The organism is Rhizobium sp. BK661 (assembly GCF_024808825.1).
Classification (GTDB): domain Bacteria; phylum Pseudomonadota; class Alphaproteobacteria; order Rhizobiales; family Rhizobiaceae; genus Rhizobium.
Genome location: NZ_JANTYT010000001.1, coordinates 586,582 through 603,806, shown reverse-complemented (window position 1 = coordinate 603,806; position 17,225 = coordinate 586,582). Strand labels below are relative to the sequence as shown.

20 protein-coding genes are annotated in these 17,225 nt (G+C 61.5%); 13 read left to right on the top strand and 7 right to left on the bottom strand.

Going from position 1 to position 17,225, the window contains the following annotated elements; all coding sequences use genetic code 11:
* Nucleotides 1-34: 34 nt before the first annotated feature.
* On the bottom strand, nucleotides 35-790 hold the full coding sequence (locus FHX16_RS02940) for an ABC transporter substrate-binding protein (protein ID WP_183860344.1): 756 nt from the start codon (nucleotides 788-790) through the stop codon (nucleotides 35-37).
* 174 nt (nucleotides 791-964) lie between these two features.
* On the opposite strand from FHX16_RS02940, the gene FHX16_RS02935 reads away from it, so the two are divergent.
* Nucleotides 965-1,465, top strand: a complete 501-nt coding sequence (locus FHX16_RS02935) for an Rrf2 family transcriptional regulator (RefSeq protein ID WP_183752856.1) — start codon at nucleotides 965-967, stop codon at nucleotides 1,463-1,465.
* A 29-nt stretch (nucleotides 1,466-1,494) separates the two neighbouring features.
* Entirely contained in the window at nucleotides 1,495-1,956 is a 462-nt protein-coding gene (locus FHX16_RS02930; protein WP_183860346.1) for a carboxymuconolactone decarboxylase family protein, read from the top strand.
* On the opposite strand, the gene FHX16_RS02925 is transcribed toward FHX16_RS02930, so the two are convergent.
* Complete coding sequence (locus tag FHX16_RS02925; RefSeq protein WP_183860348.1) at nucleotides 1,953-2,588, bottom strand: YitT family protein; 636 nt, start codon at nucleotides 2,586-2,588, stop codon at nucleotides 1,953-1,955. The genes FHX16_RS02930 and FHX16_RS02925 overlap by 4 nt on opposite strands.
* 210 nt (nucleotides 2,589-2,798) lie before the next feature.
* A complete protein-coding gene (locus tag FHX16_RS02920; RefSeq protein WP_259126441.1) occupies nucleotides 2,799-3,731 on the bottom strand; it encodes a methyltransferase in 933 nt (310 codons plus the stop codon).
* Nucleotides 3,732-3,877: 146 nt separating this feature from the next.
* On the opposite strand from FHX16_RS02920, the gene FHX16_RS02915 reads away from it, so the two are divergent.
* The 3 genes from FHX16_RS02915 to FHX16_RS02905 are packed head-to-tail and all read left to right on the top strand — an operon-like array spanning nucleotide 3,878 to nucleotide 6,021.
* Nucleotides 3,878-4,144 (top strand): DUF6460 domain-containing protein, encoded by a 267-nt coding sequence (locus FHX16_RS02915; protein WP_016552643.1) that lies wholly within the window; start codon nucleotides 3,878-3,880, stop codon nucleotides 4,142-4,144.
* A 1-nt stretch (nucleotide 4,145) separates the two neighbouring features.
* Nucleotides 4,146-4,643, top strand: a complete 498-nt coding sequence (locus FHX16_RS02910; protein ID WP_183752864.1) for a CAP domain-containing protein — start codon at nucleotides 4,146-4,148, stop codon at nucleotides 4,641-4,643.
* Between the two features lie 31 nt (nucleotides 4,644-4,674).
* Nucleotides 4,675-6,021, top strand: coding sequence for an MATE family efflux transporter (locus tag FHX16_RS02905; protein ID WP_259126439.1), 1,347 nt, complete (start codon nucleotides 4,675-4,677; stop codon nucleotides 6,019-6,021).
* Here FHX16_RS02905 and FHX16_RS02900 read toward each other — a convergent pair.
* Together FHX16_RS02900 and FHX16_RS02895 are read right to left on the bottom strand one after the other, a co-directional pair.
* Nucleotides 5,997-7,085: a quinone-dependent dihydroorotate dehydrogenase gene (locus tag FHX16_RS02900; protein WP_183860354.1), complete on the bottom strand. Its 1,089-nt coding sequence runs from the start codon at nucleotides 7,083-7,085 to the stop codon at nucleotides 5,997-5,999. The two genes, FHX16_RS02905 and FHX16_RS02900, sit on opposite strands and share 25 nt — an antisense overlap.
* The gene (locus tag FHX16_RS02895; RefSeq protein WP_183860356.1) at nucleotides 7,082-7,435 is read right to left on the bottom strand and encodes a DUF952 domain-containing protein; all 354 of its coding nucleotides are present in this window, start codon (nucleotides 7,433-7,435) and stop codon (nucleotides 7,082-7,084) included. Before FHX16_RS02895 ends, FHX16_RS02900 begins: the two co-directional genes overlap by 4 nt.
* Nucleotides 7,436-7,543: 108 nt before the next feature.
* Here FHX16_RS02895 and FHX16_RS02890 point away from each other — a divergent pair, with 108 nt between their 5' ends.
* The 5 genes from FHX16_RS02890 (at nucleotide 7,544) to FHX16_RS02870 (ending at nucleotide 10,661) form a co-directional block, all read left to right on the top strand.
* Nucleotides 7,544-7,942 carry a hypothetical protein gene (locus tag FHX16_RS02890; RefSeq protein ID WP_259126437.1) on the top strand — a complete coding sequence of 133 codons (399 nt, stop codon included), beginning with the start codon at nucleotides 7,544-7,546 and terminating at the stop codon, nucleotides 7,940-7,942.
* Nucleotides 7,943-8,032: 90 nt separating this feature from the next.
* Nucleotides 8,033-8,680, top strand: a complete 648-nt coding sequence (locus FHX16_RS02885) for a response regulator transcription factor (protein WP_183752874.1) — start codon at nucleotides 8,033-8,035, stop codon at nucleotides 8,678-8,680.
* A gap of 102 nt (nucleotides 8,681-8,782) precedes the next feature.
* Entirely contained in the window at nucleotides 8,783-9,448 is a 666-nt protein-coding gene (locus tag FHX16_RS02880) for a helix-turn-helix transcriptional regulator (protein WP_183752876.1), read from the top strand.
* An 11-nt stretch (nucleotides 9,449-9,459) separates the two neighbouring features.
* Nucleotides 9,460-10,194, top strand: coding sequence for a thermonuclease family protein (locus FHX16_RS02875; RefSeq protein WP_183860360.1), 735 nt, complete (start codon nucleotides 9,460-9,462; stop codon nucleotides 10,192-10,194).
* Between the two features lie 53 nt (nucleotides 10,195-10,247).
* A complete protein-coding gene (locus FHX16_RS02870) occupies nucleotides 10,248-10,661 on the top strand; it encodes a tellurite resistance TerB family protein (RefSeq protein WP_007529830.1) in 414 nt (137 codons plus the stop codon).
* Here the strand turns inward: FHX16_RS02870 and FHX16_RS02865 are convergent.
* On the bottom strand, nucleotides 10,658-11,533 hold the full coding sequence (locus tag FHX16_RS02865; RefSeq protein ID WP_183860362.1) for a transporter substrate-binding domain-containing protein: 876 nt from the start codon (nucleotides 11,531-11,533) through the stop codon (nucleotides 10,658-10,660). The genes FHX16_RS02870 and FHX16_RS02865 overlap by 4 nt on opposite strands.
* A 57-nt stretch (nucleotides 11,534-11,590) precedes the next feature.
* On the opposite strand from FHX16_RS02865, the gene FHX16_RS02860 reads away from it, so the two are divergent.
* The gene (locus tag FHX16_RS02860; RefSeq protein ID WP_183860364.1) at nucleotides 11,591-13,510 is read left to right on the top strand and encodes a glycosyltransferase family 2 protein; all 1,920 of its coding nucleotides are present in this window, start codon (nucleotides 11,591-11,593) and stop codon (nucleotides 13,508-13,510) included.
* 243 nt (nucleotides 13,511-13,753) lie between these two features.
* On the top strand, nucleotides 13,754-15,775 hold the full coding sequence (locus FHX16_RS02855) for a methyl-accepting chemotaxis protein (RefSeq protein ID WP_183860366.1): 2,022 nt from the start codon (nucleotides 13,754-13,756) through the stop codon (nucleotides 15,773-15,775).
* 130 nt (nucleotides 15,776-15,905) lie between these two features.
* Here the strand turns inward: FHX16_RS02855 and FHX16_RS02850 are convergent, their stop codons facing one another.
* The gene (locus tag FHX16_RS02850; protein ID WP_016552630.1) at nucleotides 15,906-16,091 is read right to left on the bottom strand and encodes a hypothetical protein; all 186 of its coding nucleotides are present in this window, start codon (nucleotides 16,089-16,091) and stop codon (nucleotides 15,906-15,908) included.
* A gap of 304 nt (nucleotides 16,092-16,395) precedes the next feature.
* Here FHX16_RS02850 and FHX16_RS02845 point away from each other — a divergent pair, with 304 nt between their 5' ends.
* Nucleotides 16,396-17,214 (top strand): glycosyltransferase family 2 protein, encoded by an 819-nt coding sequence (locus tag FHX16_RS02845; protein ID WP_405049257.1) that lies wholly within the window; start codon nucleotides 16,396-16,398, stop codon nucleotides 17,212-17,214.
* The last annotated feature ends 11 nt before the right edge of the window (nucleotides 17,215-17,225 follow it).

Below are 17,225 nucleotides of genomic sequence, written 5' to 3'. Positions count from 1 at the left end.
CTTTCGGCCTCCGCGCGATTGGATCGGCACGCGATCAGTAGATGTCGAAGGGGAAATACTTCTTGGTGATTTCCTGATACTTCCCGCTGGCGACCAGCGCATCGATCGCCTTGTTGAAGCGCTCTTTCAGGTCGGTCTCGCCCTGGCGGATACCAATGCCGGCCTGCGTTTCCGTGCCGGGAACGTCGCCGAGCAGCTTGCAGCAATCCTTGCCGGCCTTGTTCAACCAATCGACCACCACGAACTTGTCGGAGATCAGTGCGTCCAGGCGGCCGTTCTGCAGGTCGGCGACGGCCTCGTCCTGCGTCGGGTAAAGCTTCGCCTCGGCGCCGCCCTTGGCGTAGACGTCACTAGTGTAGTCCGCCTGCGTGGTCGACGCCTGGGCGCCGACAGTCTTGCCCTTCATGTCGTCGACCGTGACACCCTTCAACGGGCTGTCCTTCGGCACGGCGACCGCGAGCGGCGTCGTGTAGTATTTGTTCGTGAAGTCGATCTGCTTCTTACGCTCGTCGGTGATGCTCATCGAGGCGATGATTGCGTCGTACTTCTTGGCCAGAAGGCCGGGGATGATACCGTCCCAATCCTGCGCGACGATCGTGCACTTGGCCTTCATCTCGGCGCAGAGCGCATTCGCCATGTCGACGTCGAGACCCTTTAGGCTGCCGTCGGATTCGACGTAGTTGAAGGGAGGATAGGCGCCCTCGGTTGCGATGCGGATCTTGTCTTCGGCGGAGGCGAGATGCGTCGCGGCAAGCAAGGCAGCGGCCGCCAGGAAAATCGTCTTTCTCATTGCTGTTCCCTTATCGGAATTGTTTTTGCCCAACGGGGCCGACTTTAGCGAATCCATCCGGCTTCACAACCCCGGACGAACACGACCGATCGCCTATTTCGACTGCTCGAACATGCCGCTTGACATCCAGCATAATCGTGGATATTTTTTATCCACGAATTAAGGAGCGATCCGATGAAACTGGGCGATGGAGTGGAGCAGGCAATCCACAGTGTCTCGATGCTGGCCGGCCTGTCCGACGGCGGTGTGCTGTCGGCTGCTGCGTTGGCGGAATTTCACGGCGTCTCGACGAGCTACCTTCTGAAGCACCTGCAGGCGCTGTCAGGTGCCGGCATTGTGAACACGGTTCCGGGGCCGAAGGGCGGATACAGGTTGGCGAAGCCGACGGAAAAGATCAGCCTCCTCGACATCGTGCTGGCGGTCGAAGGACCGGAGCCGGCGTTCCGATGCAGCGAAATCCGCCAGCGCGGACCGAACCAGCTGCCGGGGCGCTATTTCACCAAACCCTGCCAAATCAGCGCGGCGATGCTGAGGGCCGAGCGCGTCTACCGCGCCGAACTCGCCAAGACCAGCATCGCCGACATCCTGGTGCAGCTCGCTGCTGATGACGACGGCGGCATCGCCGCCCGCGGCTGCGCCTTCCTTGAAATGAACGAACGCCGAGCGGCTCGCTGAGCCGCCCAACCCAAAAAGGAGAATGAACCATGCAAGCACGTTTCAACTTCGCCAAGGCCGCACCGGACGCCTACAAGGCGGTCGCCGCACTGGAGCAGTATGTTCAGGAATCGGGCCTCGAGCGCCGCTTCATCCACCTGATCAAGCTTCGCGCATCGCAGATTAACGGCTGCGCCTACTGTGTCGACATGCATGTGAAGGAATCCAGGCACGACGGCCTGAGCGAACAGTGGATCAACCTGATGTGCGTCTGGCGTGAATCGCCGGTCTATGATGCCAAGGAGCGCGCCCTGCTCGGCTGGGTGGATGCGGTCACCCGCATTGCCGAAACCGGCGCTCCGGACGCCGACTTCGAAGCCCTGAAGGGTCACTTCACCGAAGAAGAGATCACCAAGCTCACGGTGGCGATCGGCGCGATCAACATCTGGAACCGTCTCGCCGTCGGCTTCCGCTCGCAGCACCCGATCGACAAGCCGGCACAGGCTGCCTAAAGCGCGATATAGCGATCGGCGCGGTGATTGATGGCCACGAAGAGGTTCAGCACCACCGCGCCGAGAACCGAGTAGAAGACCACCGGCGGCGTGGTGACGAAGAAGGCAGCGGCCAATACGCAGAGGTCGATCGCCATCTGCACGAGGCCGGCACGGATGCCGAAACGCTCCTGCATGTAGATGCCGAGAATGCCAACGCCGCCGAGGCTCGCGCGATGGCGATAGAGCGCAAGAAGACCAAAACCCAGCAGAAGACCACCGAGAAGCGCCGCCCAGGCAGGCTGGATGGCGGAAATGTCCATGACCTTCGGCTGCAGGCTGGTCATGACCGATGTCAGGCCGATGGCAATGAAGGTCTTTATCGTGAAGGCTACGCCAAGCCGCGTCCACGATAGATAAAAGAACGGCAGGTTGAGCAGGAAGAAGGCGAGCCCGAAATTTATCCCGAAGGCATAGTGCAGCAGGAACGCAATACCTGCGGTGCTTCCGGTCAGAAGGCCAGCGCTGGCCAGAACATAAAGCCCGAGCCCCGCAACAAGGCTGCCCGAGAAGATCCCCTGAACGTCTTCGATGGGGGTATGGCGGGTAGCGCTGGTATTCCGGAAACCGAGGGCGTTGAAGAGCTGTGCCATTGTCGTTGATCCCCAAACGGCAGACATGTTCAAATGCGCCCGAGCAAAACCCGAGCGTGACGAAACGTACGTGATGAATGATGCCGGACGCCTCGAATTTCTGCGGGCATCCCTACTGAATTAGTCAGCATTATCAGGCGTTTTCGCGGTGCAATCAAGCAAAATACGTAAGCAATACTGACCTATTATCACTTCGCAAGAATCGTTCCGCTATGCGGCCTTGCGCGTAAGGAACAGAATGCCTGAAATGACGTTTGCGCCATCTTTGCGAATGGCTGTCTTGCTGACGGCGGCGACATCGAGGCCGTGGCGGACGCAGAGCGCGCGGACGTAGGTTTCGGAATGGGCGTAGCGCAGCGACGGTGCAAGATGGAAGCCATCGCCCTCGCCCGCATCCTCAACCGAAAAAGCGAAATCGGCGCCGGCCACAACAAGCGCTGAAACAGCCGCGAACACGCTTTCGAGATTGCCGAGATACATCAGCACGTCGGCTGCGGTGACGAGGTCGGCACGGTGCGTCGTTCCCTCGGCAAATAGGCCTGATGCCTCCGGCGCCAGCGACAGGTCGGCCTGGGCCAGGTGATCGTAGACATGCTTCTCGGCGGCCTTGGAAAGCATATTCTGCGACAGGTCGAAGCCCTCGAGCCGCGCGACGCTGTCGCGGATTTCCGGTCCAAGCAGGCCGGTGCCGCAACCGAGGTCCACGGCGAGCGCATAGTTCCTGCCCGTGGTGGCAACGAGCGCAGCAAGCTTGGCGGGGACGCTGTAATCCAGCTTTTCCACCAGCGAGGTCTCGAAGCGATCGGCGTAGTCGTCAAACAGTCGCTCGACATAGCTGCTCGGCGGCTGGTCCGGCGTCTCGACATCGCCGAGCAAAGCGAGCTTGAGCCCGGCGCCGAAAATATCCTCGGGAGTGACTTCCAAAGTCTGCCGGTAGGCCCCGATTGCGCCTGCCCTGTCACCCGCCTTCTCGCGGTAGGCGGCGAGCCTATACCAGCCGGCCGCCCAGCGAGGAGCAAGCTCTAGCGCCTGCTCCATCAACTCAGCAGCCGCATCCGGCTCGCCGCTTTCGTCGAGCATCTTGGCATAGTCTGCGCGGCGGTCGGCGATCACGTCGCCTGAGGTGAGCTGGTTGGGCTGCATGGTACGGACCTGTTGGGATCGGCTCGCATTTGGCTGCGGCCACAAAAAAACTCAAGTCCTATTTCAGAGGCGGAGGCGCCAGACCTGAAAAAGGCTTGCGAGCGGCGATTCGCGGCCGTATTTCAGGGATAAACAGGAGATGGCGCATGTCCGATCAGGTGAACAAGTTTCTCGGCGATTCCCTCGGCCGCACGTTGGTCAAGCTTTTGGTCGTATCGTTGATCGTCGGTTTCATCATGGCCGTGTTCGGGTGGGCGCCGCTGGATTTCGTCTACGGCCTCCGCAATTTCGTTCTGGAAGTCTGGCACCGCGGCTTTGCCGCTTTGGGACGCGTCGGCGACTATCTGTTGCTTGGTGCGACCGTCGTCATCCCCATCTTCGTCATCATCCGTCTCTTCAGCTATCGGCGATAACATGACCTCTCTGATCCTCTCGCGGCGCGGCCTGCTGCACATGTCCGGTCTCGTGCTGGTTGCGGGTGTTGCAAGCTGCACGACCGCGCCAAAGTTTTCGGGCACCCCTTCGGACGGCGAAGACGAGACGGCGGACGCCCTGCCGCTTGTCAATCAGTTGCGCGCCAAGAACGGGCTGCCGCCGCTGTCGGCGGATCCGGCAGCGAAGGATGCGGCGATGTTCCAGGCGAAGCGCATGGCGTCCGCCGGCAAGATGAAGCACGTGATGGGCATCGGTGACGGTTTCGCGCCACGCGTCAAGGCAAGCGGTGTACAGATGCCGGCTGCGGAAAACATAGCGGCCGGTCAGCAGTCGGTTCCGGCCGTCGTGACCGCCTGGATCAATTCTCCACACCATCTAGAAAACATGCTCGGCCGTTACAGCGGTCTCGGTGTTGCCGTGGCCCACAATTCCGCTTCCAAAAATGTCCCTTACTGGGCAATGGTGCTTTCCGGCTGAGGCGATTCTGCCTCTCTCCCCAGAGGCAGACATGGATACTCACGGTCACGAGAATAGGCTAGCCTTCGACGTGACGCACCGACTGGTGCTGTCGATCGCGATTCCGATGACGCTCGGCTTTATCACTACGCCGCTGCTCGGCCTTGTCGGCACCGGCGTCGTCGGGCACATGGGCCAGCCGGATGCTTTGGCAGGCCTTGCGATCGGCGCCATGCTGTTCGATCTGATCCTCGGCAGCTTCAATTTCCTGCGCGCCTCCACCACCGGACTGACGGCGCAGGCCTTTGGGCGGCACGACCGACATGCAGAGCAGGGTGTTTTCTGGCGAGCGCTGATCTCTGCGCTTGGTTGCGGCATAGCACTTCTCTGTCTCTCGCCGCTGCTACTAACGGCCGGGCTGAAGCTGATGGGACCGGAAAGCGCTGTTGCCGCTGCCACGAGCACCTATTTCTCCATCCGCATTCTTGCCGGCCCGGCGGCGCTTGCCAATTACGCGATCCTCGGCTTCGTCCTCGGTCGCGGCCAGGGCAGCATCGGCCTGTTGCTGCAGACGATCATCAACGGCATCAACATCGTGCTGGCGATTTTCCTTGGCCTCTGGCTCGACTGGGGCGTCGCGGGCGTGGCGTGGGGTACGATGGTCGGCGAGACGGTCGGCGCTGTCGTCGGCCTGCTGATTGTCCTCCGCGGCTTCGCTCGCGCACATCGGCCAACCCGCACGGAGGTTTTCTCTCGGCATCGCCTGGCCGAGCTCTTCGCGCTGAACCGCGACATCCTGATCCGCACGTTCGTGCTGCTCGCCGCCTTCACTGTCATGACAAGGATCGGAACAAGCTTCGGGGCGGTGACGCTGGCCGCTAACGCCGTGCTGATGAACTTCTTCCTGCTGTCGGGATATTATCTCGACGGACTGGCCAATGCGGCGGAACAGATCACCGGACGGGCAATCGGGGCACGATACCGGCCGGCGTTCGACCGCGGCCTGAAGCTAACGGCGCTCTGGTCGTTTGGGCTCGCCGGCATCATTTCCGTGTTCTTCCTGCTGGCCGGTCCGTGGCTGATTTCGCTGCTGACCACTTCGCCCGAAGTACAGCAGGCAGCCGAAACCTACCTGCCCTGGGCCGCCGTTACCGGGCTTACCGGCGCGTTGGCCTTCCTGATGGACGGCGTGTTCATCGGCGCCACATGGTCGACCGACATGCGCAATCGAATGCTGATGTCGTTTGCCGGCTATCTCTTAGCGCTGGCCGCTTTCGTGCCGCCGTTCGGCAACCATGGCCTATGGCTGGCGATGAACGGCTTCCTGCTGTTCCGCGGCGTCTTCCTGGCAATGCTCGTGCGGCCGCGGGCGGATCAGACGTTCCGTGCCGCCCAGTAATCCGTCTTCGTGTCCCTGAGGTCGCGGACGGATTTGACCTGCTCCCGATCGAGCAGCTTTGAGAGGCCGCGAACGACCGTGCCCGGCAGGCCTGGCCCTTCATAGACCATGCAGGAATAGAGCTGCACGAGATCGGCGCCGGCCTTGATCTTCTCGAGCGCCGTTTCCGCAGACGAAACGCCGCCGACACCGATGATCGGCAGAGCCGGACCGACGCGCTTGCGCATCTTGGCGAGGACGGCGGTCGACTTGTCAAAGAGCGGCTTGCCGGAAAGCCCGCCCGCCTCCTTCGCCTGATGCTGGTCCCTGAGGCCTTCGCGGGAGAGCGTCGTGTTCGAGACGATCAGGCCGTCCAGGGCATTCGACAGCGCTTCGGCGGCGATATCGTCCAGTCCCTCTTCCGTGAGATCGGGTGCGATCTTCAGAAAGACCGGGATTTTTCTGCCTGCCTTTTCCGCTTCGGCGTCGCGGGCGGTGAGCACGGCCGACAACAAGGCTGCAAGGCTTTCGCGCGCCTGCAGATCACGCAGGCCCGGCGTGTTCGGTGATGAGATGTTGGCGGTGAAATAACGGGCAACGGAATAGAACCGGCGGATGCCGAGGACATAGTCGCCGATGCGGTCTTCGCTGTCCTTGTTGGCGCCGATGTTGACGCCGATCATGCCGTTGCCACGAATGGTCGCGAGACGCGCAAAGGCGGTATCGTGGCCTTCATTGTTGAAGCCGAGGCGGTTGATGACGCCCTCATCCTCGACCAGACGGAAGATACGCGGGCGCGAATTGCCAGGCTGGGCCTTCGGCGTCACGGTGCCGATCTCGGTAAAGCCGAAGCCGATCTTCAGCAACGCTTCGGGTACCTCAGCGTTCTTGTCGTAGCCGGCAGCCATGCCGATCGGGTTGATGAAATCGAGCCCCGCAACGGTCTGCCGCAGGCGCGGATCCGGCGCAATCCGGCAGGCCGGTACGGCCCCCGCCTTCAGCGCGGCGATCGACATGCCGTGCGCCGTTTCCGGGTCGAAGAGGAAGAGACCCTTGCGGGCGGCATGCTTGAAGAGATCGATCATGGTTGAAGGTCCGGAAAGATGTGCTGGCCGGCGACATCGAGCGGCAGCGCCGCCTCCCACAAAACGGCCGACAATGGCAGTTCCGCATAGAGATGCGGGAAGAGGGCACCGCCGCGCGAGGCTTCGAAAACGAGCTCGTCGCCGAACTTGCTGCTATCGACGGCAACGAGCAGAAGTCCCGTCTGGCCGGCGAAATAGAGTGCTGCCGTCTGCTTGACCTGCGTGGCGGTCGAGAAGTGGATGTAGCCATCCGAAAGGTCGATCGGAGCGCCGCGAAAAACGCCGGCCTCCTTCGCTTCCTGCCAGAGCGTTTCCGTCACGATCTTGTAAAGCGTGGGTGTCAGGGTCATGATGGCCTCGGTATCGCTGGTCTTTCCCGGGCTTTGCCGCAAAGCGGCGGCGTTGTCCACGCCTTGCCGCGAAAAATGCGGTGGCCACCGAGATTTCCGGAGGAAACCATGAGAAATATCGCAATCGGCCTTTTTGCGCTTCTCCTGCCGCTCGGCGTCCAGGCAGCGGAAACGGGAGCGTCGCGCTTCGAGCTGGAGCGGAGCGGCGACCACTTCGTGCGTCTCGACAGGCAGACCGGCGCCATGTCGCTCTGCGAGGAAAAGGACGGCACGCTCGTCTGCCGTATGGCCGCCGATGAGCGGGCGGCTTACGAGCAGGAGCTCGACCGGCTTTCGGCTCGCGTCACGGCACTGGAGAACAAAAGTATCGTCAACAAGGCCTTGCCCTCCGACGAGGAAATCAACCGCTCGATCGGCATCATGGAACGCTGGATGCGCAGCTTCATGGGGATAGTCAAGGAATTCCAAGGCGAAGAGGACCGCAATACCCTTCCTCAAAAGACATGATTTGCTATAGTCGCATCGGAATGACGGCATGTATCGCGTGAGGAGCACGAGACATGACGCGGCAGTCGAGCTCTTGGGAGGGAGTTATCGATGCAGGAACAGACAATCATCATTGCCGACGACCATCCGCTTTTCCGGGATGCGCTTCGCCAGGCGGTGATCGGCATGGAAAGCCATCCCGATATCGTTGAGGCCGGCGATTTTGCTGCAGCACGGATGGCGGCCGGGAAGCATCCCGAGGCGGATCTGATGCTGCTCGATCTTTCGATGCCGGGTGTCAGCGGCTTTTCCGGGCTGATGGCGCTTCGCTCCGAATTCGCCGGGCTGCCAATCGTCATTGTCTCGGCCACCGATGACGCCACCACGATCCGACGCGCACTGGAACTCGGCGCATCCGGCTTCATTTCCAAGTCCTCGGGGATCGACGACATTCGCCGCGGCATCCAGACGGTTCTCGCCGGCGATATCGCCACACCTGAAAGCTATCGGGACGGCCAGGAGCAGGACCCCGATGTCGCCGATCTGATCCATCGGCTGCACACGCTGACACCGCAGCAGAGCCGTGTGCTGACGATGTTGGCGGAAGGGCTCCTCAACAAGCAGATCGCCTACGAGCTCGGCGTGTCCGAGGCGACGATCAAGGCGCATGTCTCGGCCATTCTGCTCAAGCTCAATGTCGATAGCCGCACGCAGGCGGTCATCCAACTCGGCAAGATCAACATGGCCATGGTGGCCTGATCTGTCGACAGGATTTTATTCCTTTCCTCTCTTTACTCCCGATAGGCTTGCGGGTAATATTTCGCCGTGAAGGATCGCGCACGCGCGCAGGAATCAGGCGACATGCTGTCACACGAGCAGATCTGGGGGGCGATCGACAGGCTTGCCGAACGGCATGACCTGACGCCATCCGGTCTTGCCCGACGGGCGGGGCTCGACCCGACCTCCTTCAACAAATCCAAGCGGCTCTCTGCCGATGGGCGGTTGCGCTGGCCGTCGACGGAATCGATCGCCAAGGTGCTGGATGCAACGGGCGCCAGCATGGAGCAGTTCCTGACCTTCATGCGCCCCGCGGGAAGTTTTTCCAGCCTTCCTGACGGCGCCTTCCCGCCGCAGGGCAGCTCGATCCCACTTCTCGGCTTTGCGCAGGCCGGCGCCGGCGGTTTCTTCGATGATGGCGGCTTTCCGGCCGGACAAGGCTGGGACGTGGTGGAGTTTCCCGCGGCGCCGTCGCAGAAGGCGGGCGTCTATGCGCTCGAGGTCCAGGGCGAGAGCATGATGCCGCTCTACCGCGACGGCGACGTTTTGATCGTCGAGCCAGGTGCGCAAGTTCGCCGCAACGACCGTGTCGTCGTCAAGACGCGCGAAGGCGAAGTGATGGCGAAGGTGCTGTTGCGCCAGAGCCCCCGGTCGATCGAATTGATGTCGCTGAATCCCGAACATCCGAACCGGACGATCGAGCTTTCCGACGTCGATTGGATCGCCCGGATCATCTGGGCCAGCCAGTAGGAAGATATTCCATGCGTCCTGCGGCAATTCTGACGGCTGTTGCAGGGATCGGAATTGTCGCGGGCCTGATCACGGCCGGCGGACAACGGCTTGGTGCGGCTATTGATCCGGTGGAAACTGCAGCCCCTGTAGAAATCGATGCGCCTCCTCCCGCCCTGATCCCATCGACGACAAATCCCGAGGCCAGCATGCACGCGCGGCGCGTCGACGAGGCCAGCCAGTTCTACCCCGCGGCCATCGACGGCAAGCCGCTCGAGCGCATCGCGGCGGTGGAGCCGCAGCCGCCGGCAAAGCCTGCCGACGATACTGGCGTCAACCTCGTTCGCCCGATTGCCGAAAGCGCTGGCGTCCTCGCGTTTGGCGACCGCCGCCTGCAGCTTGCAGGTATCAACCCGACGCCGGCGGACAAAACATGTACTGACGGCAAGGGCCGGGTATGGCCATGCGGGATGCTGGCGAAGACCAATGTGCGGCTGCTTCTACGCCTCAGGACCGTGCGCTGCGATCTCGACAGCACCGAGTGGACAGGCATGGTGACGGCAGCCTGCAGGATCGGCACGCAGGACATTTCGCAGTGGCTTGTTGCGAACGGCTGGGCAGAGGCGGAAAAAGGATCAGCACTCACCGAAGCCGGCGAGACGGCAAGGCAGGCGGGCAAAGGCATTTATGGCGACGACCCTCGTAGCGCCGCTGAAACCGGCACCCTTGAGAATCCACCCTCCGATCTCCCGTCCGACGGCTTGTAATGTCGCCGGCCAATTCCTAGACTCTGGGCTCGCTCCAGAGGAATCATCGAGATATGAACAAGCCGCTTTCTGCGCATGACGCACTGATCTACGTGATGGTGATGGCATCCGCCGTCGACAGCACGATGAACGATCGCGAGATGGAGCGCATCGGCCAACTCATCGGCTTCCTGCCGGTCTTTCGTGATTTCGACGACGAGAAGCTGATTTCCGTGGCGCGCGACTGCGCTGCGCTGCTCGCTGGCCCCGAGGGCCTCGACATCGTGCTCGAAACCGTCAAGGACACGCTGCCTTCGCGCCTCTATGACACGGCCTACGCGCTGGCGGTGGAAGTCGCCTCCGCCGACCTTTCGGTCAAGGCCGAAGAGTTACGCCTGCTCAGCCTGCTGCGCGACCGCCTCGGTCTCGACAAGCTCACCTGCGCCGCCATTGAGCGCAGCGCGATCGCCCGCTTCCGCAAAGGCTAATACAGGCCGTAAGGGAAATAGCGAAGGTAGATTTCCTGCAGTCGGCCGCTGCGCGACAAGGCTGCTAGCGCGTGGTCGAGCGCAGCCGTCAGAACATCGTCCTTCTGGCGCAGCATGATCGTCATTCCCTCGCCAAGAAACTGCTCAGACAAATAGGGGCCGTCGAAGAGCGCGCAGCACTTCGACGAGGCCTGCGACGACACCCAGAACGAAAGCTGGAGCGAATCTGCGAAGGCGGCCTCGACCTTACCATCCCTCAGCGCCGCCAGAAGCGCGTCCTTGTTGTCGAATGGTACGGCTTTCACCTTCGGGAAATAGGCGGCCAGCATCGCTTCGTGTGCTGTCGCCTTGACAACGCCGACCGGATGCTCGGCCAGAGCGCTCGCATCCTTGCCCTTGATCGGCGCCTTCAGATTGAGAACGAAGCGGGCGGGCAACATCAGGTAAGGGCGCGAAAAGGCGAACTGCCGCCGCAGTTCTTCGCTGACTGCAATGCCCGCAATCACGGCGTCACCCTGCGAGGCGGCGAGCGCGGCATTCAGGTCAGCGAACGGCAGCGCCTGGATCTGGCATCTGTTTGCAATCTCCAGTTCGTTACAGATCTCGCGAACGAGATCGACATTGAAGCCGGCAAGTTTGCCGTTCTGATCCGTAAAGTTGAAGGGCGGAAAATCGATGGTCGTCAGGAAACGCAGGCGCACGAGCGACGAAAGATCCGGCTTTGCAAGCCGTTCCCTGGAATCGAACAGCAGGGGCAAACTCGGCGTCGCCTGCTGCGCGAACGCCAGAAACGGGCAAAAAAACACAACCAGAGACAGCCAAAAGCTGCGTAGCCCCTTAAGATTCAGGGATGCTAGTTTAAATTGCACCATTATGATCCGCCCTGGGGAAAGCATGCACTGCCATTCTGAAAACGGTGTATCAGAGTCATGCGTGTCGGGGAATATGCGCCGGGCGGCATCGAGGCCCATACGCGCTTGTATGATCATTCAATACGCCACGACGCGCCACCACCGGCGCGCGTAGCGACTGACTCCTATGAGCAGGAAGCCGAGGTTCTGCTGCAACTCGGCATCGGCAAGCCGACAATCGCCCGTGCAATGCAACTCGCCCGCCGCAACGGCACCAGCATCGAACAGGAACTGCTTGCCGGCGGGGCGGTCGACGCCGACAGCTACTACGCCGCGCTCGCACGCGGGCTTCGGCTTCCATTTCTTCCGACAATCGACAGTTCCCTCGTCAACGACGACAAGGCACTCGACAGCCAACTCGCGCAGGCCCGCTGCGTCCGCCTCACCTATATCAACAAAGGCATGCTCGCGATTGTGCCGGAGGCTCGAAACCTCGCGGCACTCTCGCAGCTATTCGAGAAGAAGCCGGGACTGGCCGACAGCATCGTCATCACGACGCCGGCCGCATTGCGAGCCGCGGTATGGCGAACCGGCAGCGTCAGGCGGCTGCGAGAAAGTGTAACCACACTCTTCGAGGACAAGGCTCGCTTCAGCGCCCGGATTGTCTTGTCGGGCAAGCAGGGATTTCTCGCCGGGACAGGCGTCTGCGCATTTGCCTTCGCCCTTGCAACAGGCACACTCAGTCTGACCATCCTGCACGCGGCGATCTCTCTGCTTTACCTGGCCGCAATCCTTGTCCGAGCGGTCGCCCTAGTGGACCGCAAGAGCGGGGTTCCGAGCCTGCCCGCATCGGAACGTCTTCCCGTCTACACCGTCCTCATCGCCCTCTATAGGGAAGCGGACGTGGTAGCCCAACTCGTCAGGGCGCTTCGCCGGCTGAACTGGCCGATGTCAAGGCTCGATATCAAGCTGGTGTGCGAGGCGGACGATCATGCGACGATTGAGGCATTGAGGTCCGAACGCCTTGAACCGCAATTCGAGATCGTCGAGGTGCCACCCGCCCATCCGCGTACGAAACCCAAGGCGCTGAACTACGCTCTGGCCGGCGCGCGGGGCGAATTCGTGGTGATCTACGATGCCGAGGACCGCCCCCACCCCGACCAATTGCGTGCCGCCTATGCGCAGTTTGCCGCGAGCCCGCCTGATGTCGTCTGCCTTCAGGCACCGCTCGTCATTTCCAACGGATCAGCATCGTGGATCAGTGCGGCGTTCGCGCTGGAATATGCTGCCCTGTTTCGTATGCTGCTGCCAATGCTGGCACGACGGCGCATGCCGGTACCGCTTGGCGGAACTTCCAATCATATGCGCGTCGCCGACCTTAGGGCGTGCGGCGGCTGGGATCCCCACAACGTCACTGAAGACGCCGATCTTGGCATGCGGCTCTATAGGCTGGGCTACAGATGCGGCGTCATCGACTGCCCGACCTACGAGGATGCCCCGGCCACGTTCAGGGTCTGGCTCAACCAGCGGACTCGCTGGTTCAAAGGCTGGCTACAGACCTGGCTGGTGATGATGCGCGAGCCGGCACGCCTCCTGCGCGAGATGGGCATGGGCGGCTTCCTGATGTTCCAGTTGCTGATCGGCGGCATGCTGCTTTCCTCGCTAACCCATCCCTGGCTGATCATGCTCTTGGTCACCACCGCCGGGTACCTTGCGCTCGGTTTTCCGCCCACCGGCAGCAGCGAGGGTGCGCTCTTCCTGCTCGATCTTGCCAACATGGCGGCAAGTTATGGCCTGTTTCTGCTACTCGGCAGAGCCGTGATGCTGCGCGAGGAAAGGCGCAGCGTCGGCTGGCGCTGGCTCTATGTTCCGCTCTATTGGATGATGATATCGGTCGCGTCATGGCGTGCGCTTTTCGAGCTGCCAAGGAAACCCTTCTTCTGGGACAAGACGCCCCATATCCCCGTCAGCAGCAGTGAGAAGTTGCGCCGCTTCTAGCGCTATTCAGCCCTAGGCAGCAGGCCTCAAATTTTTCCTGGGATTGGCGCCAAGCGTTAGGGCCGCATTAAACAATGTCCCATTCTATTCGCCGGGACGACGCCGGCTTGCGGGCCGAAATGCATGATGCGCATGTCGAGCCTTCAAGGCATACCACCGTGCCGTATCCCGCGACATGCCCTGCCTCTCAAAATGCTGCCATATCCGGCCCCCATCGGTCGGATCAAGCGACTGGACATATCCATGCTGATGAACCTCAAAATCAGGACGAAGATCATCTCCGTCGTCGCGCTTCTCGGCGCGATCGCGCTCGGAGGCCTCACTTATGTGATCACCGAATTCCGTGGTGCCGACTCCTCCTACAGCGCCTTCATCGATCACGAGGCGTTGGCGGCCATGCAGGCATCGCGCGCCAGCGCATCGGCGACTGCCGCCGTGCTTCAGGTCACGCTGATCGCTGGCCTCAAGCCGGACACGCCTGCTTTCGATACAGCGGTCGTAGCGCCCAGCAAAATGCCCCAGGCGCGCGAACGCCTGGAACAGGCCGCCGCCCTGGTCCCAGGCCGCAAGCAAGCGATCGACGACATCCTCGCCGGAATTGGTGAGATGGAGGCGCTTTCCGCCAAGGTCATCGACCTTGCAAAGGAGAAGGACAGTGCGGGTGCACAGCTCGCGGCAAGCATGCTGAACGCCAAGCTGAACGCCGTCACTCCCAAAATGATTGCCAACAACGACGCGCTGATGGCGTTGCTGAACGATGGCGGCGACGCGCTTTCCATTACCGTCAACGAGCGCATCACACTCTCTTTCGCGCTGATCGGACTCGCCGTCTTGGGCGCGCTCGGTCTCTCGGTATGGATTGCGCAGGCGGGAATCGCTACCCCGATGGCTCGTCTGCGGGACCGGATGATGCAGCTTGCCCAGGGCGACACGAAGAGCGATGTCGACGGCCTCGATCGTCGCGACGAGGTAGGCCAGATGGCCGCCGCAGTTGCCGTCTTCCGCGACAACGCTCTTGATCGGATCCGGCTTGAGGGCGAGGCCGAGAAGAGCCGCAGTCTTAGCGACAGTGAACGCCGTGAGCGCGAAGCGCAGCGCGCAACCGATGCCGCTGACCTATCGCGCGCCGTCGGCGCACTTGGCGATGGCTTGCGACGGCTGGCCGCGGGCGACCTCGCATCGCGGATCGACACGGCCTTCGTCGGCGATCTTGACATCCTTCGGCAGGATTTCAACAATTCTGTCCTGCGCTTGAACGATACCATGCAGACGGTTGGCGCCAATGCCCGCGCCATTACGGCAGGCGCAAGCGAGATCCGCGCTTCGGCGGACGAGCTTTCGAAACGGACCGAGCAGCAGGCAGCTTCCGTCGAGGAGACAGCCGCCGCCCTCGAGGAAATCACCACGACGGTGAAGGATGCCGCAAGACGCGTCGAGGAAGCACGCGGGCTCGTGAAGCGCACGCGCGCCGGTGCCGAAAAGTCCGGTCAGGTCGTCCGCAAGGCCGTCAACGCCATGCAACAGATCGAGCAATCCTCCGCGGAGATTGGCAACATCATCGGCGTTATCGACGACATCGCCTTCCAGACGAACCTGCTCGCCCTCAATGCCGGCGTCGAGGCCGCTCGCGCGGGGGAAGCCGGCAAGGGCTTTGCCGTCGTCGCCCAGGAAGTGCGCGAACTCGCGCAGCGCTCGGCCAATGCCGCCCGGGAAATCAAGTCGCTGATCACGACATCCGGCGATCACGTGCAGACTGGCGTGTCGCTTGTCGGGGAAACCGGCAAGGCGCTTGATACCATTGTGCATGAGGTTCAGGAGATCAACCAACATGTCGACGCGATTGCAGAAGCGGCGCGCGAGCAATCGACCGGTTTGCAGGAGATCAACACGGCGGTGAACACCATGGACCAGGGGACGCAGAAGAATGCGGCCATGGTTGAGGAAAGCACGGCGGCAAGCCACAAGCTCGCGACGGAAGCGGCGGCGCTTAACCATCTGCTCGACCAATTCAAGCTCACCGGCACCGGCAACTTCAGTGCAACCGTCGCCGCTGCACCGATGCCAACCGCCGCGATCCATTCCACACCGCGCCCGGCTGCACCGCCGATCGCGACGAGAAAGGCGCCGGTCCGTATCGCTACCGCAGGCGTTACCCGCCCCACCAGCTCACCGGCGCGGGCACTCGGGCAAAAGCTCGCAAGCGCCTTCGGGGCAGGCAGTACGCCTTCCAGCGCCCGCGACGATGCCGACTGGACGGAATTCTGATCCCGGCAATATCGATCAAAAACAAAGGGCGGCTCAATGCCGCCCTTCTCATTCACAGTCTTGCGATATCGAAGGTCATGGCTTCGCTGCAGGCGCCGAATCGCGCCGAGAGACAAGCCAAAATGTGAACTCAGGCGAACCCAAGCGGGATCTGCTCGACCTTACGACCGCGACCGTAGTCACGCTCATAGGAGGCACGGTCGTCTTCGCGCGCTGACGCAAGAACCACCTCCGGGGCATGGTAGCCGTCCGCGTAGGTGCCGGTATCGCCATTGTCCCGGATTTCGCGCTTTGCCGTGAAAATCTTCAAAAGCATGCTGCCAGTCCTCCTGATCATGCCGACAACGACCAAGGGGTCGTCTGCGTTCCCGTGATATCGGAGAATAGTTAAAAATTAACTATGTTTATTAGAGAATTGTCAACTACTGCGGTTTGCTGCAGGCCTACGTCTTAGGGACGTCCTTTTGGGCGGATCACGGCATCTGGGCGACGGAATCGTTGCATTTCCGCGCCAAGGAGGTAAATCAGCGGCGGTTTAAGCCAGCAACCTGTCGCTCGCCGGTATCGGCTCTCTTCGTGTCTGTGGTGATGTTATGCCGATAAATGCCAGAGTTGTGGTGATGTTTCCGGTCTTTAACGGTGCCGCCACCTTGCAGGAGAGCCTGCAATCCATTGCGGATCAGGATTTCGTTGATTTCCGGGCCATTGTTCTCAACAACTGCTCGACGGATGAGACATTGCAGATAGCGCAGCGTTTTTGCGAGAAAGACGCCCGCTTTTCCGTCGTATCGAACGACGCCCACCTGAGTGCCGAGGCTAATTTCGCCAAGGCCGTACAGCTCGGCGCTGAAGCCGCAGAGTATTTTTGCCTCAGGGCAGCGGACGACCTTTCATCTCGGGATTTCCTGGGAAGGTTGGTCGAGGCGCTTGACGCGGACGGCACCAAGTTGCTGGCCGCCTGCCCGACAAAGAGCTTCAACGACAAGGGCTTTAAGCTGAAAAGCCCGGCAGCCAACATATTCGATTTCCAGAAGTCATACGCAAGGGGACGTGTCCCACGGAACCTGACATTTCCCTCGGAGTGGATTTACGGCCTTTTCAGATCGCGGTCAGTCGACATCTTGATGGCGCGCTGGTACGAGCTCGGCAATCCTTGGGGCTTTGCGTCTTATGTCCTCTCGGAATTTGTTGTTCGCGATTTGGTCGCCTATGTCTCCGGCCCCACCCTCGATTTCAGGGAAGGATCCGGCTCGCAGCAAAAGTACGGGGCGAAGGGGTTCCGTGACAAGCTTTCGCAGCGACTGACATACACTCTTGGCTGCTACCGTCTCGTCGACAAACTGCCGCCGGTTGCTCTTCTGACACGAGCGAAGTTTTTCAGGATGTGCTGGAACGATGCACGCCGGAAAACGCGCTATAAGCTGCTTTGGATCTTCTAGGAGTTCGGTGT